This window comes from Kosakonia sp. (assembly GCF_032052965.1).
Classification (GTDB): Bacteria; Pseudomonadota; Gammaproteobacteria; order Enterobacterales; family Enterobacteriaceae; genus Kosakonia.
Genome location: NZ_DAMBVN010000002.1, coordinates 339,966 through 366,717, shown reverse-complemented (window position 1 = coordinate 366,717; position 26,752 = coordinate 339,966). Strand labels below are relative to the sequence as shown.

Annotated in this window: 22 protein-coding genes; 4 read left to right on the top strand and 18 right to left on the bottom strand. The window is 52.7% G+C overall.

Annotated elements, in window-relative coordinates:
- Positions 1 to 12: 12 nt before the first annotated feature.
- The 16 genes from dnaE to rpsB all read right to left on the bottom strand — a co-directional run bounded on the left by dnaE (position 13) and on the right by rpsB (position 18,490).
- A complete protein-coding gene (dnaE, locus tag RTX30_RS05000) occupies positions 13 to 3,495 on the bottom strand; it encodes a DNA polymerase III subunit alpha (RefSeq protein ID WP_312687430.1) in 3,483 nt (1,160 codons plus the stop codon).
- Positions 3,496 to 3,522: 27 nt separating this feature from the next.
- Positions 3,523 to 4,119, bottom strand: coding sequence for a ribonuclease HII (rnhB, locus tag RTX30_RS04995; RefSeq protein ID WP_312687428.1), 597 nt, complete (start codon positions 4,117 to 4,119; stop codon positions 3,523 to 3,525).
- Positions 4,116 to 5,264, bottom strand: coding sequence for a lipid-A-disaccharide synthase (gene lpxB, locus RTX30_RS04990; protein WP_312687427.1), 1,149 nt, complete (start codon positions 5,262 to 5,264; stop codon positions 4,116 to 4,118). Before lpxB ends, rnhB begins: the two co-directional genes overlap by 4 nt.
- Positions 5,264 to 6,052, bottom strand: a complete 789-nt coding sequence (lpxA, locus tag RTX30_RS04985; RefSeq protein ID WP_312687425.1) for an acyl-ACP--UDP-N-acetylglucosamine O-acyltransferase — start codon at positions 6,050 to 6,052, stop codon at positions 5,264 to 5,266. The genes lpxB and lpxA overlap by 1 nt, the downstream gene beginning before the upstream one ends.
- Positions 6,053 to 6,055: 3 nt before the next feature.
- On the bottom strand, positions 6,056 to 6,511 hold the full coding sequence (gene fabZ, locus RTX30_RS04980; RefSeq protein WP_007373234.1) for a 3-hydroxyacyl-ACP dehydratase FabZ: 456 nt from the start codon (positions 6,509 to 6,511) through the stop codon (positions 6,056 to 6,058).
- Positions 6,512 to 6,616: 105 nt separating this feature from the next.
- Positions 6,617 to 7,642, bottom strand: a complete 1,026-nt coding sequence (gene lpxD, locus RTX30_RS04975; protein WP_312687421.1) for a UDP-3-O-(3-hydroxymyristoyl)glucosamine N-acyltransferase — start codon at positions 7,640 to 7,642, stop codon at positions 6,617 to 6,619.
- A gap of 3 nt (positions 7,643 to 7,645) precedes the next feature.
- Positions 7,646 to 8,140, bottom strand: a complete 495-nt coding sequence (gene skp / locus RTX30_RS04970; RefSeq protein ID WP_312687419.1) for a molecular chaperone Skp — start codon at positions 8,138 to 8,140, stop codon at positions 7,646 to 7,648.
- A gap of 117 nt (positions 8,141 to 8,257) precedes the next feature.
- Positions 8,258 to 10,675 (bottom strand): outer membrane protein assembly factor BamA, encoded by a 2,418-nt coding sequence (bamA, locus tag RTX30_RS04965; RefSeq protein WP_312687417.1) that lies wholly within the window; start codon positions 10,673 to 10,675, stop codon positions 8,258 to 8,260.
- A 31-nt stretch (positions 10,676 to 10,706) separates the two neighbouring features.
- Positions 10,707 to 12,056, bottom strand: coding sequence for a sigma E protease regulator RseP (gene rseP / locus RTX30_RS04960; protein WP_312687415.1), 1,350 nt, complete (start codon positions 12,054 to 12,056; stop codon positions 10,707 to 10,709).
- Between the two features lie 11 nt (positions 12,057 to 12,067).
- Positions 12,068 to 12,925, bottom strand: coding sequence for a phosphatidate cytidylyltransferase (cdsA, locus tag RTX30_RS04955; RefSeq protein ID WP_312687413.1), 858 nt, complete (start codon positions 12,923 to 12,925; stop codon positions 12,068 to 12,070).
- Between the two features lie 12 nt (positions 12,926 to 12,937).
- Positions 12,938 to 13,696 carry a (2E,6E)-farnesyl-diphosphate-specific ditrans,polycis-undecaprenyl-diphosphate synthase gene (gene ispU / locus RTX30_RS04950; RefSeq protein ID WP_312687411.1) on the bottom strand — a complete coding sequence of 253 codons (759 nt, stop codon included), beginning with the start codon at positions 13,694 to 13,696 and terminating at the stop codon, positions 12,938 to 12,940.
- Positions 13,697 to 13,882: 186 nt separating this feature from the next.
- Positions 13,883 to 15,079, bottom strand: a complete 1,197-nt coding sequence (gene ispC / locus RTX30_RS04945; protein WP_312687409.1) for a 1-deoxy-D-xylulose-5-phosphate reductoisomerase — start codon at positions 15,077 to 15,079, stop codon at positions 13,883 to 13,885.
- 98 nt (positions 15,080 to 15,177) lie between these two features.
- Positions 15,178 to 15,735 (bottom strand): ribosome recycling factor, encoded by a 558-nt coding sequence (gene frr / locus RTX30_RS04940; RefSeq protein ID WP_312687407.1) that lies wholly within the window; start codon positions 15,733 to 15,735, stop codon positions 15,178 to 15,180.
- Between the two features lie 166 nt (positions 15,736 to 15,901).
- Complete coding sequence (gene pyrH, locus RTX30_RS04935; protein WP_061497572.1) at positions 15,902 to 16,627, bottom strand: UMP kinase; 726 nt, start codon at positions 16,625 to 16,627, stop codon at positions 15,902 to 15,904.
- 148 nt (positions 16,628 to 16,775) lie between these two features.
- Entirely contained in the window at positions 16,776 to 17,627 is an 852-nt protein-coding gene (gene tsf, locus RTX30_RS04930) for a translation elongation factor Ts (protein ID WP_312687405.1), read from the bottom strand.
- A gap of 137 nt (positions 17,628 to 17,764) precedes the next feature.
- Complete coding sequence (rpsB, locus tag RTX30_RS04925) at positions 17,765 to 18,490, bottom strand: 30S ribosomal protein S2 (protein WP_061497575.1); 726 nt, start codon at positions 18,488 to 18,490, stop codon at positions 17,765 to 17,767.
- Positions 18,491 to 18,800: 310 nt separating this feature from the next.
- Between rpsB and map the strand changes: the two genes are divergently transcribed.
- The 4 genes from map to RTX30_RS04905 all read left to right on the top strand — a co-directional run bounded on the left by map (position 18,801) and on the right by RTX30_RS04905 (position 23,792).
- Positions 18,801 to 19,592: a type I methionyl aminopeptidase gene (gene map, locus RTX30_RS04920; RefSeq protein WP_312687401.1), complete on the top strand. Its 792-nt coding sequence runs from the start codon at positions 18,801 to 18,803 to the stop codon at positions 19,590 to 19,592.
- A gap of 155 nt (positions 19,593 to 19,747) precedes the next feature.
- Positions 19,748 to 22,423, top strand: a complete 2,676-nt coding sequence (glnD, locus tag RTX30_RS04915) for a bifunctional uridylyltransferase/uridylyl-removing protein GlnD (RefSeq protein WP_312687400.1) — start codon at positions 19,748 to 19,750, stop codon at positions 22,421 to 22,423.
- 33 nt (positions 22,424 to 22,456) lie between these two features.
- Entirely contained in the window at positions 22,457 to 23,281 is an 825-nt protein-coding gene (gene dapD / locus RTX30_RS04910; protein WP_042289888.1) for a 2,3,4,5-tetrahydropyridine-2,6-dicarboxylate N-succinyltransferase, read from the top strand.
- Between the two features lie 121 nt (positions 23,282 to 23,402).
- Positions 23,403 to 23,792 (top strand): DUF3461 family protein, encoded by a 390-nt coding sequence (locus RTX30_RS04905; protein WP_017457991.1) that lies wholly within the window; start codon positions 23,403 to 23,405, stop codon positions 23,790 to 23,792.
- A gap of 82 nt (positions 23,793 to 23,874) precedes the next feature.
- Here RTX30_RS04905 and cdaR read toward each other — a convergent pair whose 3' ends face one another.
- On the bottom strand, positions 23,875 to 25,032 hold the full coding sequence (gene cdaR, locus RTX30_RS04900; protein WP_312687390.1) for a DNA-binding transcriptional regulator CdaR: 1,158 nt from the start codon (positions 25,030 to 25,032) through the stop codon (positions 23,875 to 23,877).
- Positions 25,033 to 25,191: 159 nt separating this feature from the next.
- A complete protein-coding gene (gene degP / locus RTX30_RS04895) occupies positions 25,192 to 26,622 on the bottom strand; it encodes a serine endoprotease DegP (protein ID WP_312687388.1) in 1,431 nt (476 codons plus the stop codon).
- Positions 26,623 to 26,752 lie beyond the last annotated feature (130 nt).

The window sequence follows — 26,752 nt, the reverse complement described above, 5'->3', positions numbered from 1 at the left end:
AGTATTCCTGTATTAGTCAAACTCCAGTTCCACCTGCTCCGAACCAATGAGGCCACGCAAATCGTTGAGTAAACGATCGCTCGGAGAGACGCGCCACGTTGCGCCAAAGCGTAACCGCGCACGCGCATCCGTCCTCTGATAGTAGAGATGTACTGGAATGGTTCCCGAACGGTGCGGTTCCAGAGACTGACGGAGTCGGTTTAAAAGCTGGTCATCAATTTGCCTGTCCGTCAGCGAGATAGCAAGCCCACGGGCATATTTTTCCCGGGCTTCGTCAATGTCCATCACTTCGCGGGCGGTCATTTTAAGCCCCCCGCTGAAGTCATCAAAGCTGACCTGTCCGCTAACGATAAGTATGCGGTCTTTTTCCAGCAATTGCTGGTATTTATCCAGTGCATCAGTGAACAACATCACTTCAAGACGCCCGGAACGGTCATCCAACGTACAGATGCCGATTCGATTGCCGCGTTTGGTGACCATAACCCGCGCGGCAATAACGAGCCCCGCCGCCGTGGTGACTTTCCCACGTTCAGTCGGATGCATGTCTTTCAGCCGATAGCCTCCGACATAGCGCTCAATTTCTTTTAAATACTGGTTGATCGGGTGCCCCGTCAGGTAAAGCCCTAACGTTTCACGCTCGCCATCCAGTTGAACCTGTTCTGGCCAGGGCTGGCAACTGGCGTAAGATTGCTCAATTTGCTCCGGCTCTTCTGCCAATACACCAAACATGTCTGCCTGACCGATCGCTTCCGCTTTTGCGTGTTGATCGGCGGCTTTCAGCGCGTCGCTCAATGAGTTCATCAACGCTGCACGATGCGGCCCCAGGCGGTCAAATGCCCCGGACATAATCAGCTTTTCCAGCACCCGACGGTTGAGCTTTTTAATATCCGTGCGCGCACAGAGATCGAACAATTCGCGGAAATAGCCGCCGTTGTTGCGCGCTTCAATAATGGCTTCAATCGGCCCTTCACCCACGCCTTTAATGGCGCCGATACCGTAGACGATCTCGCCGTCATCATTCACATGGAAATGGTAAAGACCTGAGTTGATATCCGGCGGCAGGATTTTCAGCCCCATACGCCAGCACTCATCCACCAGCCCCACCACTTTTTCGGTGTTATCCATATCGGCGGTCATCACCGCCGCCATAAATTCCGCCGGATAATGCGCTTTTAACCACAGCGTCTGATATGACACCAAAGCATAGGCGGCAGAGTGCGATTTGTTAAATCCATACCCGGCGAATTTCTCCACCAGGTCAAAGATTTTCATCGCCAGCTCGCCATCAACGCCGTTTTTCTTTGCGCCGTCTTCGAAGATGCTGCGCTGCTTCGCCATCTCTTCCGGCTTTTTCTTACCCATGGCGCGACGCAGCATATCCGCCCCACCCAGGGTGTAGCCAGAGAGCACCTGGGCAATCTGCATCACCTGTTCCTGGTAAAGAATGATGCCGTAAGTCGGCTCCAGTACCGGTTTCAGGCTCTCATGCTGCCACTGCACATCCGGGTAGGATATTTCTTCGCGCCCGTGCTTACGGTCGATAAAGTTATCTACCATGCCTGATTGCAACGGCCCAGGGCGGAACAGGGCCACCAGCGCGATCATGTCTTCAAAGCAGTCTGGCTGCAGGCGTTTAATCAGATCTTTCATGCCGCGGGATTCAAGTTGGAATACCGCCGTGGTTTCCGAACGCTGCAGCATGTCAAAACTTTTCTTGTCATCCAGAGGGATGGCGGCGATGTCCAGCGGCTCCAGCCCCTGCTTCTCGCGACGGGCGTTGATCATCTCCAGCGCCCAGTTGATGATGGTCAACGTACGCAGACCAAGGAAGTCGAACTTCACCAGGCCCGCATATTCCACATCGTTTTTATCGAACTGGGTGACCGGGTGCTGCCCGGCTTCATCGCAGTACAGCGGCGCAAAATCGGTGATTTTAGTCGGCGCGATCACCACACCACCGGCGTGTTTACCGGCATTTCGCGTTACGCCTTCCAGCTTACGCGCCATATCGATCAGCGCTTTGACTTCTTCGTCCGCTTCGTAGATTTCCGGCAGTTGCGGTTCGGCTTCAAACGCTTTCGCCAGTGTCATGCCAGGATCGGGCGGCACCAGCTTAGAGATCCTGTCGACAAAACCATACGGGTGCCCCAACACACGCCCCACATCGCGGATAACGGCTTTGGCCGCCATCGTACCGAAGGTAATGATCTGCGATACCGCATCACGCCCGTACATGTCCGCCACATGCTCAATCACCTGGTCACGTTTCTCCATACAGAAGTCAACGTCGAAGTCGGGCATCGAAACACGTTCCGGGTTGAGGAAACGTTCAAACAGCAGGTCAAATTCCAGCGGATCAAGGTCAGTGATCTTCAGCGCATACGCCACCAACGACCCCGCACCAGAACCACGGCCAGGCCCTACCGGCACACCGTTGTCTTTCGACCACTGAATAAACTCCATCACGATCAGGAAGTAGCCAGGGAACCCCATCTGGTTAATAACCTGAAGTTCAATGTCCAGCCGCTCGTCATATTCCGGACGGCGCTTAAGGCGCTCTTCCTCATCCGGAAAGAGAAAAGCCAGACGCTCTTCCAGCCCCTCTTTCGACTTCGCGACAAGGAAATCTTCGGTGGTCATTTCACCAGTCGGGAATTGCGGCAAAAAGTATTCGCCCAGACGCACGGTGACGTTACAGCGTTTGGCAATTTCGACTGTGTTTTCCAGCGCTTCCGGAATATCGGAAAACAGCTCACACATTTCGTCTTCGCTGCGCATGTATTGCTGCGCAGAGTAATTGCGCGGGCGCTTGGGATCATCGAGGGTAAAACCATCATGGATCGCCACGCGGATCTCATGCGCATCGAAATCGCCCGCCTCAAGGAAACGGACATCGTTGGTGGCAACCACGGGCACGCCACGTGCTTCGGCCAGTTTCACCGCCGCGTGCAGATACGTTTCCTCATCAGCCCGCCCGGTGCGGATCAGCTCAAGGAAATAGCGATCGGGAAAATGCTCGGTATAGAAGGCCAGACATTGATCCACCAGCGCATCGTTGCCGCGCAACAGGCATTTGCCCACATCGCCCATACGCGCCCCGGAGAGCAAAATCAGGCCTTCATTCAATTCAGTCAACCAGTCGCGGTCGATCCACGGCCCTTGTGCACCGTATCCCCGCTGGTAGGCACGCGAAATCAGCAACGTAAGATTCTGGTAACCGGCATTGTTAGCGGCAAGGACGGTCAATTGCGTCAACTCGTCACCTAACAGATCGCACTGCACGTGAAAATCGGCACCAACAATGGGCTTCATGCCCGCGCCGTGGCCCGCCCCGTAAAACTTCACCAAACCACACAGGTTGGTGAAATCGGTGATCGCCAGCGCAGGCATACCCAGAGAGGCCGCCTTTTTCACCAGCGGCCCGGTTTTCGCCAGCCCATCAATCATGGAATAGTCGCTATGCACCCGAAGGTGTACGAAACGTGGTTCAGCCATTTTCAGATTCCTTTAACGCCACCAGAATCAGGACACAAGGCCCAACGCGCGTTTGACCGGCGCGAAACTGCGTCGGTGATGCTCGGTTGCGCCATGCTCCGCCAGCTTCTCCAGATGAAAAGCAGTAGGATAGCCTTTGTGCTGCGCAAAACCATATTGCGGAAATGTGATATCCAGTTCAGCCATCTCGGCGTCACGGGTCACTTTGGCGAGAATAGATGCCGCGCTGATTTCCGCAACCCGGCTATCGCCTTTAACAACCGCCAGCGATGGCACAGGCAGCAACGGGCAGCGGTTTCCGTCAATCAGTACGAACTCAGGACGGATTGCTAACCCAGCGACAGCACGCTGCATCGCCAGCATCGTGGCATGTAAAATATTCAGTTCGTCGATTTCGTGAGGTTCAGCGCGTCCAAGGCTCCAGGCCAGCGCCTTTTCTTTGATTTCATGGTAGAGCGACACGCGGCGCTTTTCGGACAATTTTTTAGAATCGTTAAGACCGAAAATCGGACGTTCAGGATCGAGGATCACGGCAGCCGTCACAACTGCGCCCACTAAAGGGCCGCGCCCTACTTCATCCACACCCGCAACTAAATGCGTATGCGGATAAACAAACTCTATCATTTTGCTAGCTCCAGCACGGCATCCGCCGCCTGCTCATCGGCATTACAGCGAATCTGCTGATGCAGTTCGCGAAAAATTTCATGCATCTCATGGCTGGTTTTGCCATTCGCCAGCAGAGGTTGCAGCGCTTGCGCCAGCGCCTTCGGCTGGCACTCATCTTGCAACAACTCTTTGACCAGTTCACACCCGGCAAGCAAGTTCGGTAGCGACACATACGGGGTTTTCACCAGCCGTTTCGCCAGCCAGAAGGTGAAAGGCTTCATCCGGTAGCCCACCACCATCGGGCATTTTGCCAACATGCACTCCAGTGCGGCCGTACCAGAGGCCAGCAGTGCGGCATCGGCCGCGATCATCGCTTCGCGCGCCATACCGTCCAGCATATGCACAGGCAAATCGGGCGCGACGTCAGCTTTTATGCGTTCAAACTGTTCGCGTCGTTTGGCATTCACCAGCGGCACCACGACTTCAAGATCGGGATAACGCTCACGCAGCAACTTTGCTGTGCGCAGGAAATCGCCGCTTAGCATCTCCACTTCCGCACCACGACTACCCGGCAACAGAGCCAGGCAATGTACATCATGGGCAATGCCTAAATGATCCCGCGCGGCATTTTTATCCGGATCCAGCGGCATGGCATCTGCCATGGTATGACCGATAAACCGGCACGGTACGTTGAATTTGTCATAAAACGCTTTTTCGAAAGGCAGAAATGCGAGCACCAGATCGGTGGCTCTGCCAATTTTGAAAACACGTTTTTGCCGCCATGCCCAGACTGACGGGCTGACGTAATGGATGGTTTTAATGCCCTGCTTTTTCAGGTTACCTTCAAGGGTAATGTTGAAATCCGGTGCGTCGATACCGACAAACACATCCGGCTGCAGTTCACTGAAGCGACGGGTCAGATCGGCACGAATATGCAGTAAGCGGCGCAAACGGCCAAGAACTTCTACAATACCCATCACCGCCAGCTCTTCCATTTCATACCAGGCTTCGCAGCCTTCAGCTTGCATACGTGGCCCAGCCACACCCACAAAGCGGGCATGGGGCATACGGGCTTTAAGCGCCCGTATAAGACCCGCACCAAGAATATCGCCGGAGGTTTCTCCGGCGACCAGGGCTATCGTAAGAGGACGATTGTCGACCATTAACGAATCAGACCGCGCGTTGAGCGTTCGAAGAACTGTATAAACGCATCAACTTCCGGATGCTTAGCCGCAAGCTCTGCAATCTCCGGTTTCGCCTCTTCCAGCGTTTTACCGCTGCGGTACAACAGTTTGTACGCGTTGCGGATAGCCACTAACGCTTCTTTGCTAAATCCGCGACGCTTCAGACCTTCAATGTTCACGCCAAACGGCGTGGCATGGTTGCCCTGAGCAATCACGTACGGTGGAACGTCCTGCGCCACACCTGAACAGCCACCGACCATAACGTGCGCGCCGATAATGCAGAACTGGTGCACCGCGGTCATGCCACCGATAATCGCAAAGTCGTCAACGGAGACGTGCCCCGCCAGCGTCGCGTTATTCGCGAGGATGCAACGACTCCCAACCGTACAGTCATGCGCTACGTGTGCGTTGACCATCAGCAGGTTATCGCTACCCACCTTCGTCAATCCACCACCCTGAACTGTGCCGCGGTGAATGGTGACGCTTTCGCGAATGCGGTTGCGATCGCCAATTTCCACGCGGGTGGGTTCGCCAGCATATTTCAGATCCTGGTTAACCTCGCCGATGGAGGCGAACTGATAAATCTCGTTATCGCGGCCGATTTTGGTATGACCATTCACGACAACGTGAGACTTCAGTACGGTACCCTCACCAATTTCTACGTGAGGTCCCACAATACAGAATGGGCCGATATGCGCGTTAGCACCGATTACGGCACCGTCTTCGATAACGGCAGTTGGATGAATAAAGGCGGTTTTATCAATCACGTATCAGGCCTCCCGGCTACGTGCACACATCATAGTAGCTTCACAAACAACTTTACCGTCGACCAGCGCAACACCTTTAAAACGGGTCAGGCCGCGGCGGGTTTTCTCGAAAGTGACTTCCATGATCATTTGATCGCCTGGCACGACCGGGCGCTTAAAGCGCGCTTCATCGATACCGGCGAAATAGTACAGCTCACCTGGTTCCAGTTTTCCAACGCTTTTAAACGCCAGAATACCGGTTGCCTGCGCCATTGCTTCGAGGATCAGCACGCCCGGGAAAATCGGTTTGCCAGGGAAGTGCCCCTGGAAAAACGGTTCGTTTACCGAAACATTTTTGACTGCGCGCAGAAAACGACCTTCTTCAAAATCCAGCACACGGTCTACCAGTAAGAACGGGTAACGGTGCGGCAGAAGTTCCAGAATCTCTTCAATGTGCAGAGTATGAGTGTCAGTAGTCAAAATACTCTTCCTGTCTAAATATACTAAAAGGCAATAATAACACGGCCCGCGGCAATCGTGAGAATGCCGGCAGGCCGGAATCTAAACGCATTAAACGGTGAATGGTTATTCTTGTTGATTAACCTTGCGCTCGACTGCTTTCAGGCGGTTGCTCATATCATCAATATTCATCACCAGGGCAGCGGTTTTGCGCCATACTTTGTTCGGTTGCAGCGGGATACCAGAAGAATAAATTCCAGGCTCAGTGATAGGACGCATAACCATCCCCATCCCCGTAACAGTAACCTTGTCGCAAATTTCCATATGCCCGTTGATTACGCTGGCGCCGCCAATCATGCAGTAACGGCCGATTTTCAGGCTGCCTGCCATAATGACACCACCCGCAACCGCGGTATTGTCGCCAATCACAACGTTATGTGCAATCTGGCACTGGTTATCAATGATCACACCGTTGCCGATGCAGGTATCGTCCAGCGCACCGCGATCGATAGTGGTACACGCGCCAATTTCGACGTTGTTGCCAATGATCACCCGTCCAAGCTGAGGGATTTTAACCCAGTTTCCGCGATCGTTGGCATAACCAAAACCATCGGAGCCAATCACCGTACCGGATTGCACGAGGCAATTTTCGCCGATCTCAATCTCGTGGTAAATGGAGACGTTAGCCCACAGACGCGAACCTGCACCAATTTTCGTATTTTTGCCGACGAAGCATCCCGCGCCGATAACCACGTTATCGCCCAGGGTGACGCCGGATTCGATCACCGCATTCGGGCCAATCGACACGTTGTTACCAAGCTTCGCCGTCGGATCAATCACCGCCCCGGGGGCAATGTTTTGCGCCGGCTGCGGCGTGGTATCCAGAATTTGAGCCATGCGCGCATACGTCAGGTACGGATTTTTTACGACCAGCGCTGCACTATTGGCAAAAGGAAGATCGTCTTGCGTCATGACAACGGCAGACGCCTGGCATGCGGCCAGGTGTTCACGGTATTTTGGATTTACCATGAAAGTGATGTGACCTGCTCCGGCAGATTGCATGGACGCAACGCCGGTGATGACGATATCGCCATCACCGTGTAATTCTGCATCCAACTGCTGAGCTAAATCAGCCAGTCGAATTGAAGGCATTACTTATTTAACCTGTTTCAGTACATCAGCGGTGATGTCTTTAACATCATTGCTGTTGTAAATAACGGCATTGGAAGGAACAACCAGATCAATACCCTGGTCAGCAGCGACTTTTTTCACTGCAGTCTGGATGCGAGTAACCAGCTTACCGCGTTCTTCGTTAGAACGACGAGCCTGGTCCTGCTCGAAAGCTTGCGCTTTCTGGGCGAAAGCCTGGCTACCGGTAGTCAGATCTTTTTCCAGCTTGGCGCGATCGCTCGCTTTCATTGTGGAACCATCACGCTGCAGGCGCTGTTTTTTGGCTTGCAGGTCAGATTCCATGCTCTGCAGTTCGCTGGCGCGACCACCGAATTCGTTTTTCATCGTCTGAGAAACGCCGGAAGTCTGTGCAACCTGCTGTAACAGGTTACCCATATCGACAATCGCAATCTTGTCAGCTGCCTGAGCGGACGCTGCCATTGCCAAACCGAAACCTGCAGCTAATAACAACTTTTTCACAATTAACTCCTTACCATCCCGTTTGTACCCGCAGGTACAGCTCTTTGCGCGGCCGGGCCTTCTTCAGAAGGCCTCAGCCATCACTACACTGCTGACGCATTCCTTTGCAACGATGCGTTACCAGGTTTTACCAATGTTAAACTGGAACTGCTCCGCTTTGTCTCCATCGTACTTTTTGAACGGCTGGGCGTAGGAGAAGACCAACGGCCCTAATGGGGACATCCATTGTAACGCAATACCTGCCGACATACGGATATTGCTCGGATCGCTGTAATCCGGAATACCCAGCGCTTTCATCTGCTCGGTATTTTGCCAGTTTGTATCCCATACCGTACCCGCATCCCAGAAGAATGACGTACGAACAGAGTTGGCATATTTGTCGCTAATGAACGGTGTCGGTGTAATAAATTCGACGCTTGCTACGCCCATGGCGTTACCGCCCACCGCGTCATCGGATTTACAGACCGAGCCAGCAACCGTGTTATCACAGTTACTCTGGCTGTTACCTCCGTAGTACACCGCTTTCGGACCAATGTTATTGGACTGGAAGCCACGTACGGTACTTGAACCACCGGCGTAGAAGTTCTCATAGAATGGCATCTCTTTGCCACCTAAACCATCGCCATAGCCCCAGCGAGTACGACCCAGAATGACCCATTTGTGATCGTCATCAATCGGGAAGTAGGACGCGGTATCCACGGTAACTTTATAGAACTCGTTATCCGATCCCGGAATGGTGACTTTACCGTTCAGGTTGACACGGGTCCCTTTCGTCGGGAAATAACCACGGTCAAGGTTGTTATAAGTCCAACCGTAGTTAAAGGTGAAATCATCCGCCGAGTAGCCATTCTCGTCGTTCTGAGTGCTGGAATGCTGCCCTACAGAGTCGAGATAACGCCACATTGCCACCTGCGGTTCCATCTTAGACAGGCTGTTATGAACATAGCCTAAGCCAGTGCGCAGAGTGTTGTACTCGTTAATCGGGAAACCAAGCGTGCCGTCAACACCGTAACTTTTGTTGGTGTACGAGGACAGGTCCGCATCATCGGCTTTAAAGTCGTTATAGAAAATACGACCGCCAAGGCTGACGCCATCCACCGTAAAGTACGGGTTGGTGACCGAGAACTCAGAGTAAGTCTGGTAATCGTTTTTGGTACCGCTGATCCCGACAGAGTAACCGGTACCTAACCAGTTATCCTGCTGCACGCCAACCTGGAAGCTGACGCCACTCTCTGTACCGTAACCGACGCCGAAGTTAAAGCTACCGGTGTTACGCTCTTTCACTTTATAAACCACGTCAACCTGATCCGGACTGCCCGGTACACGCTGCGTTTCGGTATCGACGGTTTCAAAGTAGCCCAGACGGTTGAGACGCTCTTTACCCTGGTCAACTAAATCGCTGCCCAGCCAGGCCCCTTCCATCTGACGCATTTCGCGGCGCAGTACGGCATCTTTAGAGGTGTCGTTGCCTTCGAAGCGAATTTTACGCACGTAGAAGCGGTTGCCAGCATCCACATTGATGTGGAGCTTAACCGTTTTGTCGGTGTCGTTGATTTCCGGCTGCGACTGCACGCGCGGGTAGGCATAACCATAGCGACCCAGAAGCTTTTTGATATCGTCTTCCATTTTGGTCACTTTGGCGCCGTTATACAGCTCGCCCGGTTCGATTTTGGTCAGGCTCTCAATCTCAGCAGAGTGCCCGGCCAGATTACCTGTTACCTGAACACCGGAAAGCTTGTACAGATCGCCTTCAGTGACGTTAACGGTAATGTAGATGCCTTTCTTATCCGGCGTCAGGCTGACCTGAGTCGAATCGATATTGAAACGGGCATAGCCACGATCCAGATAGTAGCTACGTAGCGTTTCCAGGTCGCCTGCCAGTTTCTGTTTCTGGTATTTGCGATCGCCAACGACGTTCCACCATGGCACTTCATCACGCAACTGGAAGTTGGAAATCAACTGTTCCGTGCTAAAGGCGTGGTTGCCGACAATGTTAATCTGCTGGATCTGAGCGGATACCCCTTCCTGGAAGACCAGTTTCAGGTCAACGCGGTTACGCGGCAGCGGCGTTACAACCGCTTTAACGCTGGCGCTGTATTTACCCACGCTGTAATAGAAATCTTCCAGCCCTTTTTCGATATCGGATAAGGTTGTGCGATCGAGTGATTCACCAACACGCACGCCAGAAGCCTCAAGGTTCTGTTTCAGCATGTCATCTTTCACCGACTTGTTGCCGGAGAAGGTGATGCTGGCGATTGTTGGACGTTCTTTCACCTGGACAAGAAGCGTATCACCATCACGCAGGACGCGGACATCCTCAAAGTTGCCAGTGGCAAACAGTGCGCGAATGGTGCTACTGATATCTTCATCATTCACCGTATCACCAGGGCGTACTGGCATACTGAGGAGGGCCGCACCAACGGCGACACGCTGCAGGCCTTCGAAATGAATGTCCTTCACTACGAACCCGTCAGCACCGTATACGGTGGCGCTGCTAAACAGCAGCGACGCTATGAGCAACTTTTTCATCGCCATCGTTATTATGCGTTCTTCCTAACAAACTCTCTTACAAGCGAGAGAAATCATTGAAAAGTGCAAGCCCCATTAACAGCACCAGCAAAATAGAGCCAATGCGATAACTAAAGTCTTGAACTCGCTCGGATACCGGTCCGCCCTTCAGCTTCTCAATCGCCAAAAACAGCAGATGCCCGCCGTCAAGAACGGGTAATGGGAACAGGTTAATGATACCCAGGTTCACGCTGATTAAAGCGAGAAACATCAGGTAGTAAATCAACCCGAACTCCGCTGACATCCCAGCCCCCTGAGCTATCGAAATCGGCCCACTGAGGTTGTTCAGTTTTACATCACCGGTGATCAATTTCCCCAACATACTGACCGTCAACTTCATCAACTGCCACGTTTTGTCCGTGGCTTCGGCGATGGCGCTAAATGGCCCGTACTGGCGTACTGTCTTGTATTCATCTGGCAGCGGGATCACTTTGGGCACGACGCCCGCAAAGCCCTCTGCCTTGTTACCCGGCTTTGTATCCGGTATTAACGTCAAAGACAAGAGCGTCCCTTGTCTTTCTACTTCTAAAGCTAACGCCGTGCCAGGATTATCCCGGACCAGGCCAACAAATGTCATCCACTGTGTTAACTGCTGACCATCGACTTTAACGATCCTGTCGCCAGCTTGCAAACCTGCCTTGCTGGCAGCAGAGTCCGGTTGAACCTCTGCCAGTACGGGTTCAAGCTGCGCAGCGCGAGGCCGGATCCCCAGTGACGAAACCGGATCGTCTTTATCAGGTGCGAAGGACCAGTGGCGTAAATCCAGCACTTTATCCTGACGATTGTTACTGCCGAAAGGCGCTACGCTGATGGTGGTCTGGCTATCGCCGATTTTAGACACCAGCTGTAAGCGTACTGCATCCCAATCAGGCGTTTCGATACCATCAATCGCTTTAAGTTCCGTACCGGGTGCAATTTGCGCCGTTGCTGCGATCGAGTTGGGTGTTATTTCACCAACAACCGGGCGAACGCCAGGGACACCAATGATAAACACCAGCCAGTAGGCAAAAATAGCAAAGAGGAAGTTGGCGATGGGACCCGCAGCGATAACTGCGGCACGTTGGCCGACAGTTTTATTGTTAAACGCATAATGGCGCATTTCCGGTGCCACCGGTTCAACGCGCTCATCCAGCATTTTTACGTATCCGCCCAGCGGGATAAGGGCGATAACAAATTCGGTACCGTGTTTATCCGTACGGCGCCAGAGCGCTTTACCAAAACCAATGGAGAAACGCTCGACGCGGACACCGCAACGGCGAGCAACCCAGAAATGGCCAAATTCATGCACGGTGATCAACACACCAAGCGCAACGATGAACGCCGCCAGATTCCAGAGAATGCTCAACATAAAACCTTCCGTTAAATCGTCCTGAAAACCAGCAATAACAGGCAGGCAAAAACAGGAACTGCCGCTGTCAGGCTGTCAATGCGATCCAGTATACCGCCATGACCCGGAATAAGATGACCACTATCTTTTATTCCGGCTTCACGTTTGAACATACTTTCCGTCAAATCGCCCAGCACTGACGCCAGTGCCGCAACAACTGAGCAAATCAAAAGCGTTGATGGCGCGACATTGAGATCGGCCCAGGCGCTGTAGCCCCAGGAAATCACACCAGCAGTCAGCAAACCGCCCAAAAAACCTTGCCAGGTTTTTCCCGGTGAGACTTTCGGTGCCAGCTTGTGTTTACCAAACAGTTTGCCAAACATATACGCGCCAGAATCCGCCCCCCAGACCAGGATCATGACATACAGCAACCATAACGCACCACTGTAGTGGTTCTGTTCATAGTGCCAGACGCGCAGCGCGAGCATGCCCCAGAAAAAAGGAATAATCGTCAGTATGCCAAAGATGAGGCGTAAAACTTTTGAGCTACGCCACAGTGCGGCCGATGCCGGGTAACCTAACACCAGCACCAGCGCGACCAGCCACCAGACCAGCGAGGCCCAAAGGGAGATCGCCACCACCGGCTGGTGAACGTTGTGATGATATTCCGGCATCATAAACAGCATGAACGCCAACAGAAGCCCGCAGAGTACCGCCAGCCAGACCCGCTGAGACCGGGACGTAAAACCGCTCAGTTGCCCCCACTCCCATGCGGCGAGCATACAAACGGCAAGCGTAACGATCGCAAAACCCACCGGCGGCAGCAAAAAAAGCGCTGCAATAACAATGGGTATTAATACAAAAGCAGAAATCAGGCGATACTTCAGCAAAAGCAACCCCCATCAGGCTTTGTCGCCACCAGGCTCGGTGCCGCCGAAACGACGCTCTCGATTGGCAAAGGCATGCAGCGCACCTTCAAAGTCTTGTTCATCAAAATCGGGCCAAAGAACATCAGTAAAGTAAAGTTCGGCATAGGCAATTTGCCAAAGTAAAAAATTACTAATGCGATGTTCCCCGCCAGTCCTAATCACTAAATCAACGGGAGCCAGTTCGTGCATGCAGATTTGCTTATTCAGCGTTTCTTCATCAATTTGATCCGGGCGCAACAGCCCTTCCTGCACTTGCACAGCTAACTGGCGAACCCCCTGAACAATATCCCAACGCCCACCATAGTTCGCTGCGACATTCAGCGTTAACCCGGTATTCTGGGCTGTTAACGCTTCCGCCTTGCGGATTCTCTCCTGCAAACGCGTATTAAAACGACTGGTATCACCAATGATACGTAAACGCACATTATGACGATGCAGGCTTTTTACTTCGCTATCCAACGCCCACACAAATAGCTCCATCAGCGCGCTCACTTCCTGCGCCGGGCGATTCCAGTTCTCGCTACTAAAAGCATAAAGCGTCAGCGCATCAATACCATTATTGGCGGCAAAAGACACCGCACGGCGAACAGACTTCGCTCCGGCTCTGTGGCCAAAGGCACGGAGTTTCCCTTGTCTTTTCGCCCAGCGACCATTGCCATCCATAATTATCGCTACATGGCGGCAGCCATGCGTTGGCAAACTTTCGCTTATCGGTTGGTTAGCAGACAACATAACGCGTTTTAGTCCCTGAAAAGGATTGAGCGGTACTCAGGAATACACAAGCCTTTACGCAAAAAAGCCGTGCAAACCACGGCTAACCCGATGTCACCTATAACAAACTGACCATCGGGTGGCGCAGACTATATCACCGAAGCCCAACGCTAACAAATAGCACCGCAACTCCTGGCGGTAATATCATCAGCTTGCGAAGCGCGTCACTTGTCGTTGCGCCACTTCACGCGCCTGTGCATCAACGGCCAGAACGTCATCGATACTTTGCGGTTCACGTAGATCCATCTGATCCAGTACAGACAGATTGAGGGCTGCGATATCTGTGAAGCGAATAGCAGATGCCAGGAAAGCCGAAACAGTGACCTCGTTTGCTGCATTTAGCGCCGTTGTCGCAGCCTGCCCCTCGCTTGACGCATCAATAGCCAGTTTCAGGCAGGGATAACGATCATAATCAGGCGCAGCAAAACTTAACGAACTCAGTTTGCAGAAATCGAGGGCATTTACACCAGAGGACACACGATCTGGCCAGGCCATGGTGTGTGCGATAGGTGTACGCATATCCGGCTCACCCAGTTGCGCTAAAACACTGCCATCCAGGTATCGCACCATGGAGTGAATCACCGATTGCGGGTGAATTAACACTTCCATTTGGCGGGCAGAGGCATTAAACAACCAGCGCGCTTCAATGTATTCCAGACCTTTGTTCATCATGGTGGCGGAATCAACGGAGATTTTACGTCCCATTGACCAGTTCGGATGGCGACAGGCCTGATCCGGCGTCATTGCCGCCAGATCCGCTAATGGCGTCTCACGAAATGGGCCACCTGACCCGGTAAGCAAAATAGACGAAACGCCATTCTGCTCCAGATCAGCGTACCCCAGGTTCTGCTGAATTGTTTCCGGTAAACTCTGAAAAATAGCGTTATGCTCGCTATCCACCGGCAAAAGCCGCGCTCCGCTCTCTTTTACCGCTTCCATGAATAAGCGGCCGCAGGTCACCAGCGCTTCTTTATTGGCCAGCAATACCGTTTTGCCTGCGCGAATAGCAGCCAGCGTCGGCACAAGCCCGGCCGCCCCCACAATAGCCGCCATCACCAGGTCCACGTCTCCTAACGCCGCCATTTCACAGGCCGCCTGTTGACCACTGAGTACGTCGGTACGGCTTCCGAGTTCCTGCAAAGCATGTTTCAGCTGTTGCGCGCTTTGCGCATCATCCATCACGGCAAAACGCGGGGAGAATTCCAGACACTGTTCAACCATGCGGGCAACATTTTTGCCTGCAACCAGCGCAGTTATGGAAAAACGATCGGGATTGTGGCGAACCACATCAAGCGTGCTGCAACCAATAGAACCCGTTGAGCCCAGAAGAGTTAAATGCTTCATGAAACGCTCACAACGTTGCAAGAATAAAAAAGCAAAACGCCGCCAGCGAAACCACCGGAGCGGCTCTCTGTACGGCGTTTTAGTCGGTTTTTACAGAATCAGAACTGCATCAGTTCCGCTTCTTTATCCGCCAGCGCCGCATCGACTTTTTTGATTGCAGCATCGGTAAGTTTCTGCACTTCATCTTGTGAACGACGGTCATCATCTTCACTGATTTCTTTGTCTTTCAGCAGAACTTTTACTTTATCGTTCGCGTCACGGCGAACGTTACGTACGGCTACGCGGGCTTGTTCAGCTTCGCCACGCACGACTTTGATCAGATCTTTACGACGTTCTTCTGTCAACGCTGGCAGCGGAACACGGATGTCGCTACCCGCAGAATTGGGGTTCAGTCCCAGGTCAGACGCCATGATGGCTTTCTCAACGGCCGGGCCCATAGAGCGATCAAAGACGTTGATTTTCAACGTACGGGAGTCTTCAACGGTCACGCTTGCCAGCTGACGCAACGGCGTCGGCGTACCGTAATACTCCACAACGATGCCATCCAACAGGCTCGGGGAAGCGCGACCAGTACGCACTTTACTGATTTGAGTTTTGAACGATTCTACGCATTTCTCCATGCGTACTTCAGCATCTTTTCTGATATCGCTAATCACGTTACGGATCCTTGAAATCTTGTCGCAGGCTGGCCATACGCTGGCACGCCTGGTTGCGGGTGTGCTAAGTATAGCCTTGTTCAATCTTCTGGCACCGTGAAGATGCCAGAAAGAACGGCTCAATAATTTAAAGCGGAATCTTACCTTTATTTATTGCTTACGGGAATTATTCCGTAATCAATGTGCCTTCTTTTTCGCCCATTACCACGCGACGCAGTGCGCCTGGTTTGTTCATATTGAACACGCGAATCGGCAGTTTGTGGTCACGGGCCAGCGTAAAGGCCGCCAGGTCCATTACCTTTAATTCTTTATCCAGCACCTCGGTGTAGCTCAGTTGCTCGCACAGGGTTGCCGTTGGATCGGTGACCGGATCGGCAGTAAAGACGCCGTCCACTTTGGTCGCTTTCAATACTACGTCAGCTTCAATTTCGATACCGCGCAGGCAAGCAGCGGAATCTGTAGTGAAGAACGGGTTGCCGGTACCGGCGCTGAAAATGACCACGCGATTATTGCGCAGCAGGCTGATAGCCTCTGCCCAACTGTAATTGTCGCATACGCCATTCAGCGGGAATGCAGACATCAGACGTGCGTTCACATAGGCACGATGCAGCGCATCACGCATTGCCAGGCCGTTCATTACCGTTGCCAGCATACCCATGTGATCGCCCACAACGCGGTTCATGCCCGCTTTTGCCAGCCCCGCGCCACGGAACAAGTTACCGCCGCCAATCACCACGCCAACCTGAACTCCCAGTTCAACCAGCTCTTTAATTTCCTGCGCCATGCGGTCGAGAATGCTTGCGTCAATACCGAAGCCTTCGGATCCCTGGAGCGCTTCACCACTCAGCTTAAGCAGAATGCGTTTGTAGACGGGTTTTGCATTGGTAGCCATGTTTCTTTCCTGAGACTGTCAACAATTGGACGGGTTTAATACTGGCGCTTATGATACGTCGCCTGTCAGCGCAAACACTAGCGTGTTGGCTGATTTTCAGATGAAGGGCATAAAAAGAAGCCGCCCTCAGGCGGCTCCTTTTTATTGATTAAGACTGCTTGGACATTGCAGCAACTTCAGCTGCGAAGTCAGTCTCAACTTTCTCGATGCCTTCGCCCACTTCGAAGCGGATGAAGCCGGTTACGTCAGCATTGTGCTCTTTCAGCAGCTGAGCAACAGACTTGCTCGGATCCATAACGAAAGGCTGGCCAGTCAGAGAAACTTCGCCGGTGAATTTCTTCATGCGGCCTTCAACCATTTTCTCTGCGATTTCTTTCGGTTTGCCAGACTGCATGGCGATGTCCAACTGAACCTGGTACTCTTTTTCTACCACTTCAGCAGACACGTCTTCCGGTTTAACGAATTCCGGTTTGCTTGCAGCGATGTGCATTGCCAGCTGTTTAACCAGTTCTTCATCGGCGTTTTTAGCCGCAACCACAACACCAATGCGCGCGCCGTGCTGGTAAGAGCCCAGAACGTCGCCTTCCAGAGAAGATACGCGACGGATGTTGATGTTCTCACCGATTTTAGCAACCAGCGCAACACGTTCTTCTTCGAACTGTGCTTTCAGAACTTCAACGTCAGTGATTTTGCCAGCCAGGGCTGCGTCCAGGACTTTGTTTGCAAATGCCTGGAAACCACCATCTTTCGCTACGAAGTCAGTCTGGCAGTTAACTTCCAGAATGATGCCGTAGGTGCCAGCGATTTTGGTGAGGATCACGCCGTCAGCAGCAACGTTGCCTGCTTTTTTCGCCGCTTTGATAGCGCCGGACTTACGCATGTTCTCAATCGCCAGCTCGATGTCGCCGTTCGCTTCAGTCAGCGCTTTTTTGCAATCCATCATGCCTGCGCCAGTACGTTCACGCAGCTCTTTTACCAGGGATGCGGTAATTTCAGCCATTCTTTAATCCTCGGGAGAGATATGACCTGCACGGTTTGCAACCAAACAGGCTTAAAAGTGAAAAAGGGGGCCATAGACAGGCCCCCTAACCAAACTCGGTACTACCTGCTCAATAAGGGGCTCAAAGAGCGGCCTTATTACTCAGCTTCTACGAAGCTTTCTTCCGCCTGAGTAGCCAGATCCGAAGAACGGCCTTCACGAACGGTAGCAGCAACGGCATTCAGGTACAGGCTAACAGCACGGATTGCGTCATCGTTACCCGGGATAACGAAGTCAACGCCGTCCGGATCGGAGTTGGTATCAACGATAGCAAATACCGGAATACCCAGGTTGTTTGCTTCTTTGATTGCGATGTGCTCGTGGTCAGCATCGATAACGAACAGAGCGTCTGGCAGACCACCCATGTCTTTGATACCGCCCAGGCTGTTTTCCAGCTTGTCCAGCTCACGAGTGCGCATCAGCGCTTCTTTCTTGGTCAGCTTGTCGAAGGTACCGTCCTGAGACTGAGTTTCCAGGTCTTTCAGACGTTTGATGGACTGACGAACGGTTTTCCAGTTAGTCAGCATACCGCCCAACCAGCGATGGTTCACGAAGAACTGGTCGCAGTTCAGAGCAGCTTCTTTCACCGCTTCGCTTGCAGCGCGTTTAGTACCAACGATCAGGATTTTGCCTTTGCGAGAAGCAATTTTGTTCAGCTCAGCCAGGGCTTCGTTGAACATCGGTACCGTTTTCTCAAGGTTGATGATGTGAACTTTGTTACGCGCACCGAAGATGAACGGCTTCATTTTCGGGTTCCAGTAACGGGTCTGGTGACCAAAGTGAACACCAGCCTTGAGCATGTCGCGCATGGAAACAGTTGCCATGTTTTAAAACCTCTATATAAAAGTTGGGGTTATGCCTCCACGTATCCCATATTACCGACCCCGAAGGGCACCCCGGAATATGTGCCGATACGTGTGTGTTGTTACACAAAGTGAGATTTGTGGCCCCCATTCCAAAACAGGAACGGAAGTCCGGCGCGCTTTATACCACAAAACCGCACCAGAAACCAATAGTTGTTGACGCGGTGTGCTGTTAATGATTCTCAATTTGGCACAAAGCTTGCGCGGCTGTTACCATTGACAGCACTTATCCTGGTATAGTCGAAAAATTCGACACTGATGGACACAATCCATGGCTATCTCTATTAAAACTCCTGAAGAAATCGAAAAAATGCGCATCGCCGGCCGTCTCGCTGCCGAAGTGCTGGAAATGATCGAACCGTACATTAAACCGGGCGTCAGCACTGGCGAACTGGACCGTATTTGCAACGATTACATCGTTAACGAGCAACATGCTATCTCCGCGTGCCTCGGTTACCACGGCTTCCCGAAATCCGTTTGCATCTCTATTAATGAGGTGGTTTGCCACGGGATTCCGGATGATGAAAAACACCTGAAAGACGGCGATGTGGTTAACATCGATGTCACCGTTATCAAAGACGAGTATCACGGCGACACCTCCAAAATGTTTATTGTGGGCAAACCAACGATTCTTGGCGAGCGCCTGTGCCATGTTACGCAGGAAAGCCTCTATCTGGCCCTGCGGATGGTGAAACCGGGTATCCGTCTGCGCACGCTTGGCGCAGCAATCCAGAAGTATGTTGAAGCACAAGGTTTCTCTGTAGTGCGTGAATACTGTGGCCACGGCATTGGCCGCGGCTTCCATGAAGAGCCGCAGGTTTTGCACTACGATGCAGATGATGGCGGCGTGGTACTGCAAGCCGGTATGGCATTTACTATCGAGCCAATGGTGAACGCTGGTGATTATCGCATTCGCACCATGAAAGACGGCTGGACGGTCAAAACCAAAGATCGCAGCCTGTCAGCCCAGTACGAGCACACGATCGTTGTCACCGAAACAGGCTGTGAGATCCTCACCCTGCGTAAAGACGACACCATTGAAGCCGTGCTGACCGCCGCCTGATCTCGCTCCCGGCTCACTATCACAACGGTCCACTTTGCGGGCCGTTTTTTTTCTTTCTTTTCCCCTGCGGTCATACATATAAACGACTTTTCATTTCTGATTATCTCTTTTAAGTTGTCCTGATATGAGTCTGCACTCCAGATGGGTGGTCAATAATGAGTAATCTCTCTTCAGAACAGTTCGTCAGTACCGTAACCCCCACCCTTCCCGGGCAACCGGAATACCCCGGCGTCTGGCCGCGAGACGACTTACGGTGTGCCGATATCAAAACGCATATTGATGCTTTTCAACAGTGGCTCGGTCATGTCTTTGACGCGGGAATTTCGGCCGAGCAGCTGATTGAAGCCCGAACGGAATTCATTGACCAGTTGCTTCAACGGCTGTGGCTGGAGTATGGGTTTGGCGAAGTCAGCGATGTCGCGCTGGTTGCTGTTGGCGGTTACGGCCGCGGGGAGCTGCACCCGTTGTCGGATATCGATCTGCTTATCCTCAGCCGCTATAAATTGCCCGACGAGCAAGCACAAAAAATTGGCGAACTGCTGACACTGCTCTGGGACGTGAAACTGGAAGTGGGGCACAGCGTGCGGACGCTGGATGAGTGCCTGCAGGAAGGGCTGTCGGATTTAACCGTTGCGACTAACCTGATTGAATCGCGCCTGCTGGTGGGTGATGTTGCGCTATTCCTGGAATTACAAAAGCATATTTTCAGCGACGATTTCTGGCCTTCAGAAACCTTTTTCCCCGCCAAAGTCACAGAACAGGCAGAACGTCATCAGCGCTACCACGGCACCAGCTATAACCTGGAGCCCGACATTAAAAGCAGTCCCGGCGGCCTGCGCGATATTCATACACTGCAATGGGTAGCACGTCGCCATTTTGGTGCCACCTCGCTGGATGAAATGGTCGGGTTTGGTTTTCTGACCGAGGCCGAACGCAATGAACTGAACGAGTGTCTGCACCTGCTGTGGCGCATCCGCTTTGCGCTGCATCTGGAACTTAATCGTTATGACAACCGCCTGCTGTTTGACCGACAACTGAGCGTGGCACAGCGCCTGAATTATGTTGGCGAAGGCAACCAGCCGGTTGAACATATGATGAAAGATTTCTTCCGCGTAACGCGCCGCGTTACGGAACTGAATCAGATGCTGCTCCAGCTGTTCGACGAAGCGATCCTGGCGCTAACAGCTGATGAAAAACCGCGTCCTATTGATGATGAGTTCCAGCTGCGCGGCACGCTGATCGACCTGCGCGATGAAACGCTGTTTATCCGGGAACCGCAGGCGATCCTGCGGATGTTCTATATTATGGTGCGCAACAGCACCATTACGGGCATTTACTCCACCACGTTACGGCATTTACGCCACGCCCGCCGTCATCTGACACAGCCGTTGTGCTACATCGCCGAAGCACGCTCAATTTTCCTGAGCATGCTGCGCCATCCCGGAGCCGTCAGCCGCGGTCTGCTGCCCATGCACCGTCACAGTGTCCTGTGGGCCTATATGCCGCAGTGGTCGCACATTGTCGGTCAAATGCAGTTTGATCTGTTTCACGCCTACACCGTCGATGAACACACCATCCGCGTGCTGCTGAAGCTGGAAAGTTTCGCTAAAGAAGATACCCGTAATAAGCATCCCTTATGTGTTGAACTCTGGCCGCGCCTGACGCATCCGGAACTGATTTTGATTGCTGCCCTGTTCCATGATATCGCCAAAGGCCGCGGTGGTGATCATTCGGTGCTGGGCGCGCAGGATGTGCTGAAATTTGCCGAATTGCACGGGCTGAACTCCCGCGAAACGCAACTGGTCGCCTGGCTTGTACGTCACCACTTATTAATGTCGGTAACTGCGCAGCGCCGCGACATTCAGGATCCGGAAGTTATCAAACAGTTCGCCGAAGAAGTACAAACGGAAAATCGCTTGCGCTTCCTGGTCTGCCTGACCGTGGCGGATATCTGCGCCACCAACGAAACACTGTGGAATAGCTGGAAGCAGAGCCTGCTTCGCGAACTCTATTTCGCCACTGAAAAACAGTTACGCCGCGGGATGCAGAACACACCGGATATGCGCGAACGTGTGCGCCATCATCAGTTACAGGCGCTGGCATTGCTGCGCATGGACAATATCGATGAAGAGCAGTTGCATCAGATTTGGGCGCGCTGCCGGGCTAACTACTTTGTTCGTCACAGTCCAAACCAACTGGCCTGGCACGCCCGTCACTTGCTTGAGCACGACTTAACGAAGCCGATGATCCTGCTGAGTCCGCAGGCCACGCGCGGCGGGACCGAGATCTTTATCTGGAGTCCGGACAGGCCGTACCTGTTCGCTGCTGTTTGTGCAGAACTGGACAGGCGCAATCTCAGCGTTCATGACGCGCAAATCTTTACCACCCGCGATGGCATGGCGATGGACACTTTTATTGTGCTGGAGCCAGATGGCAGCCCACTCTCCGCCGATCGTCACGATGCCATTTGCTTTGGGTTGGAGCAAGCCATCACGCAGCATACCTGGCAGCCGCCGCAACCACGTCGTCAACCGGCGAAATTGCGACACTTTACGGTCGATACAGAAGTTAACTTCCTGCCGACCCACACCGACAGAAAATCCTTCCTCGAGTTAATTGCCCTGGATCAACCCGGTTTGCTGGCACGCGTAGGCCAGGTGTTTGCCGACCTTGGAATCTCGCTGCACGGGGCGAGAATTACAACAATTGGTGAACGAGTAGAAGATTTATTTATAATCGCCACCGCCGACCGGCGCGGCCTTAATAATGCGCTGCAAATGGAGGTGCAACAACGGTTGACAGAGGCCCTCAATCCAAACGATAAAGGGTGATGTTTTTTTTACACAGATGGAAAGAGCTTAACAATGCAGCAGTTACAGAACGTTATTGAAACCGCTTTCGAGCGTCGCGCAGAGATCACCCCGGCAAATGTGGATACCGTAACCCGCGAAGCGGTTAATCAGGTTATCTCCCTGCTCGATTCCGGCGCGCTGCGCGTCGCAGAAAAAATCGATGGTCAGTGGGTCACCCACCAGTGGCTGAAGAAAGCGGTTCTGCTCTCTTTCCGCATTAACGATAACCAGGTTATCGACGGTGCAGAAAGCCGCTACTTCGACAAAGTTCCGATGAAATTCGCTGACTACGACGAAGCACGTTTCCAGAAAGAAGGTTTCCGTGTTGTGCCGCCGGCAGCCGTTCGCCAGGGCGCGTTTATCGCCCGCAATACCGTGCTGATGCCGTCTTACGTTAACATCGGTGCCTATGTTGATGAAGGTACCATGGTCGATACCTGGGCAACCGTAGGTTCCTGCGCGCAGATTGGTAAAAATGTTCACCTCTCTGGCGGCGTCGGTATTGGCGGTGTGCTGGAGCCGTTACAGGCAAATCCGACTATCATTGAAGATAACTGCTTTATCGGTGCGCGCTCCGAAGTCGTGGAAGGCGTTATCGTCGAAGAAGGATCTGTTATTTCAATGGGCGTATACATCGGTCAGAGCACCCGCATTTATGATCGCGAAACGGGTGAAGTGCATTACGGTCGTGTACCGGCGGGTTCCGTCGTGGTGTCAGGCAACCTGCCATCAAAAGATGGTAAATACAGCCTTTACTGCGCCGTTATCGTGAAAAAAGTGGATGCGAAAACGCGTGGCAAAGTGGGTATCAACGAACTGCTGCGTACCATCGACTAAGTCTTTCCCTCTCCCTGTTCGGGAGAGGGTGACGTATCCCGCCTTTTTTGTATGCGCTGGTGGAAAAAATAGATTTTTTCGTTAATTATTCATAGGTTATGTTGAGCTTAAGGGTACCGCTATGTACGATAATCTGAAAAGTTTAGGCATTACCAATCCTGATGAAATCGATCGTTATAGCCTCCGTCAGGAAGCCAATAACGATATCCTGAAAATCTATTTTCATAAGGACAAAGGCGAGTTTTTTGCCAAGAGCGTGAAGTTTAAATACCCACGCCAGCGTAAAACCGTGGTCGCAGACGGCGTTGGTCAGGGCTATAAAGAAGTGCAGGAAATCAGTCCTAACCTGCGCTACGTGATCGATGAATTAGATCAAATCTGCCAGCGCGATCGCACTGAAGTGGATCTGAAGCGTAAGATCCTCGACGATCTGCGTCATCTTGAAAGTGTCGTGACTAACAAGATCAATGAAATCGAATCGGATCTTGAAAAGTTAACGCGCGGGAAATAATTGCAGTACGCCTGAAGGCGCCTCGCTTACCTGGCCCGCAGTGTTATATGCAGGCCGGGTAACGGGACGCTGAAGCATCACATTAACGCTGTTCATCCAGTTGCAGCGCCACGTACAGCAGCAACCTGTCGTCAAAGTTGCCCAAATCCAGCCCTGTCAGTTCCGAGATCCGATTCAGACGGTATTCCAGCGTATTGCGGTGAATAAACAGCGCTTTCGACGTCGCCAGAGGCTGCACGTTATGGCGGAACCATGCGGTCAACGTTCGTCTGAGCAATCCGTTGTTATCCATCGCTTTTAAGCGCGACAACGGGCGCGCCAGCTCATTCGCCTGCCAGCCGCCGCGTAAGCTGTCGAGCAGAACGGGTAACATCAAATCCTGATAAAAATAGCTGCGGTTTTCGGGCATACGCTGCTTACCCACCATCATGGTGGTGCGGGCTGTGCGGTACGAACGGGCAATACTCCCAGGCCCGGTAAAATAGTTGCCCAGTGCGACACGGAAACGCAACTGCCCGTTCTCTTTCATCCGGGTTATCAGTTGCTCCACGCGTTTGCGGTGATCTTCCGCATCCCAGCGGCCAAACGGGTTAAGGGCGGGTTTCAGCACCACCATTTCTGTTAATGAAACAATGGCGATAAGGTTGTTACGCTCTGGCGTGGTCAGCGCGTTTTGCAGTTGCTGTAGTTCAGCCATTGCGCTGTCCACACCCAGCTGGCCGCTGTCGACTTCCACAACGGCGACCACACGTGGCTGATTTAGATCGATCCCCAGACGCTGAGCCCACTCTGTCAGCGCGGGCGTATGTTCTTCGGCCTGGATAAGGTTCATTACCAGTTCTTCCCGCAGGCGGCTGTCCTGTGCCAGCAGATGCATCAGACGAGACTGCTCCAGCATCATTTCAGCGGTCATGCAAACCAGCTCGCCGTATTTACGCAACGTTTCCGGTTCGCCGGTAAGTCCGATAACGCCAACAATTTCACCTTCAAGACGCAGCGGCAAGTTGATCCCCTGACGCACGCCGTGCAAGTGGCGGGCTACCGCATCATCAATGTCTACCACTCGCCCCTGGGAGAGGACTAACAGTGCGCCTTCGTGCAATTCTCCAATTCTTTCCCGATCGCCACTGCCGATGATGCGACCTCTTGCATCCATCACGTTAATGTTCGTATCGATAATGCGCATGGTGCGCGCCACGATATCCTGTGCCATTTTGGTATCAAGATGCCAGCCAGCCATGTAACCCTCCCCTGTGCAGAGCCCAAGCATATGGGAAGAAATCAGCGCCCGCACTGTGCAAATGCACAAAGCAGGGGGGAGAAGTATGGAGTTGTGGAAGGCCTCACAAAACAGGAGGAGACCCTCTTCCTCCGGCCGGAAGAAGAGGGTTGCTGCGGGTTATTGCATCAGCAGATAGATGGAACTATCGCCACGCTGAATGTTCAGCGCCAGTACAGAAGGTTTGCTGTCGAGGATTTTGCGTAACTCAGCGATGTTTTTCACAGGCTGCTGGTTGGCACCCACTATCACATCGCCTTTTTTCAGGCCGATTTGCGCAGCCGGCGTGTTGGCTTTTACTGAATTCACCACCACACCTTCTTCTTTGCCTTTATTGCTCATCTCCGCGCCTTCGATGCCGCTAAAGATGGTGCTGGAGTCGACCTGGTTCTGACTGCTTTGCTGCAGTTCCAGCGTAATATTGACTGGCTTACCGTCGCGCAGCAGACCCAGCGCAACTTTGCTGCCAATCGGCATTGACCCCACTTCCGCACGCAGCGCCGCAAAGCTGCTGATGGCCTTACCGTTCAGAGAGGTGATGACATCCCCCGCTTTTACACCGGCTTTCGCAGCAGCAGAATTCGGCATTACCTGGCTTACAAATGCTCCGCGCTGTGCGTCGACTTTCATCGCTTTTGCCAGCTCAGAGTTCAGTTCGGTCCCCATAATGCCCAACTCGCCACGACGCACCTGCCCGAACTGCACCATTTGCGCGGTGAGGTTTTTCACCATGTTGCTCGGAATAGCAAAACCAATACCGATATTACCGCCGTCCGGTGCGAGGATCGCTGTGTTAATCCCGATCAGCTCACCGTTCAGGTTCACCAGCGCGCCGCCCGAATTCCCCCGGTTGATGGCCGCATCGGTCTGGATAAAGTTTTCGTAGTTTTCCGCGTTCAGGCCGCTACGACCTAACGCAGAAACAATCCCGGAGGTCACGGTTTCGCCCAGGCCAAACGGGTTACCGATAGCAACCGTATAGTCGCCAACGCGCAGTGCATCAGAGTCTGCCAGCTTAATCGCCGTCAGGTTTTTCGGGTCCTGAATCTGAATCAACGCAATGTCAGAGCGGGGATCTTTACCTACCACTTTTGCGTCAAATTTACGCCCGTCGCTCAACTGGACTTTAATGGTGTTCGCGTTATCAACTACATGGTTGTTTGTTACCACATAACCTTTCGCGGCATCGATGATTACCCCGGAACCCAGCGCCATAAATTTCTGCTGCTGCGAACCATCAGGAGCGCCCTGTCCGCCCTGCTGGCAGAAAGGCGAGCTCTGGAATGGCGAACCGTCCTGGCAGAACGGTGAATTATCACCAAAGAATTGTTGGAAATTACGCGGCATACGCGGGGTGTTCACCGTCGTGCTGCCTTCTACATTGATACTGACTACCGAAGGCATCACCTTTTCCAGCATAGGCGCGAGGCTCGGCATTTGTTGCGATGGGGTGGCTGAAGATGCTGTTTCCGCCGCCGAAGCCGACAGAGGAGACAACGCTAAACTTAAACTCAGGGCCAGTGCACTCATTGCTAACGTCGTTTTTTTCATGTCTCTCAATCTCATTACCGATTAACGCAAACTGCTGTGTATGTACCACTCAGAGTCGATTTATAGCGTGAAGTTCCGGCATTTCGTTTCCGCAAAAGGTAAAAATTTATTGTCGTTCTTTACAATTCGA

Bases quoted from the DNA above. Each gene is read 5' to 3' on its own strand.
- ispU (WP_312687411.1), bottom strand. From the start codon at position 13,696: ATGTTGTCTGCTAACCAACCGATAAGCGAAAGTTTGCCAACGCATGGC.
- pyrH (WP_061497572.1), bottom strand. From the start codon at position 16,627: ATGGCTACCAATGCAAAACCCGTCTACAAACGCATTCTGCTTAAGCTG.
- tsf (WP_312687405.1), bottom strand. From the start codon at position 17,627: ATGGCTGAAATTACCGCATCCCTGGTAAAAGAGCTGCGTGAACGTACT.
- degP (WP_312687388.1), bottom strand. From the start codon at position 26,622: ATGAAAAAAACGACGTTAGCAATGAGTGCACTGGCCCTGAGTTTAAGT.
- glnD (WP_312687400.1), top strand. From the start codon at position 19,748: ATGAGTAATCTCTCTTCAGAACAGTTCGTCAGTACCGTAACCCCCACC.
- cdaR (WP_312687390.1), bottom strand. From the start codon at position 25,032: ATGGCTGGCTGGCATCTTGATACCAAAATGGCACAGGATATCGTGGCG.
- bamA (WP_312687417.1), bottom strand. From the start codon at position 10,675: ATGGCGATGAAAAAGTTGCTCATAGCGTCGCTGCTGTTTAGCAGCGCC.
- lpxB (WP_312687427.1), bottom strand. From the start codon at position 5,264: ATGGTCGACAATCGTCCTCTTACGATAGCCCTGGTCGCCGGAGAAACC.
- lpxD (WP_312687421.1), bottom strand. From the start codon at position 7,642: ATGCCTTCAATTCGACTGGCTGATTTAGCTCAGCAGTTGGATGCAGAA.
- dapD (WP_042289888.1), top strand. From the start codon at position 22,457: ATGCAGCAGTTACAGAACGTTATTGAAACCGCTTTCGAGCGTCGCGCA.
- rnhB (WP_312687428.1), bottom strand. From the start codon at position 4,119: ATGATAGAGTTTGTTTATCCGCATACGCATTTAGTTGCGGGTGTGGAT.
- ispC (WP_312687409.1), bottom strand. From the start codon at position 15,079: ATGAAGCATTTAACTCTTCTGGGCTCAACGGGTTCTATTGGTTGCAGC.
- dnaE (WP_312687430.1), bottom strand. From the start codon at position 3,495: ATGGCTGAACCACGTTTCGTACACCTTCGGGTGCATAGCGACTATTCC.
- rpsB (WP_061497575.1), bottom strand. From the start codon at position 18,490: ATGGCAACTGTTTCCATGCGCGACATGCTCAAGGCTGGTGTTCACTTT.
- rseP (WP_312687415.1), bottom strand. From the start codon at position 12,056: ATGTTGAGCATTCTCTGGAATCTGGCGGCGTTCATCGTTGCGCTTGGT.
- map (WP_312687401.1), top strand. From the start codon at position 18,801: ATGGCTATCTCTATTAAAACTCCTGAAGAAATCGAAAAAATGCGCATC.
- RTX30_RS04905 (WP_017457991.1), top strand. From the start codon at position 23,403: ATGTACGATAATCTGAAAAGTTTAGGCATTACCAATCCTGATGAAATC.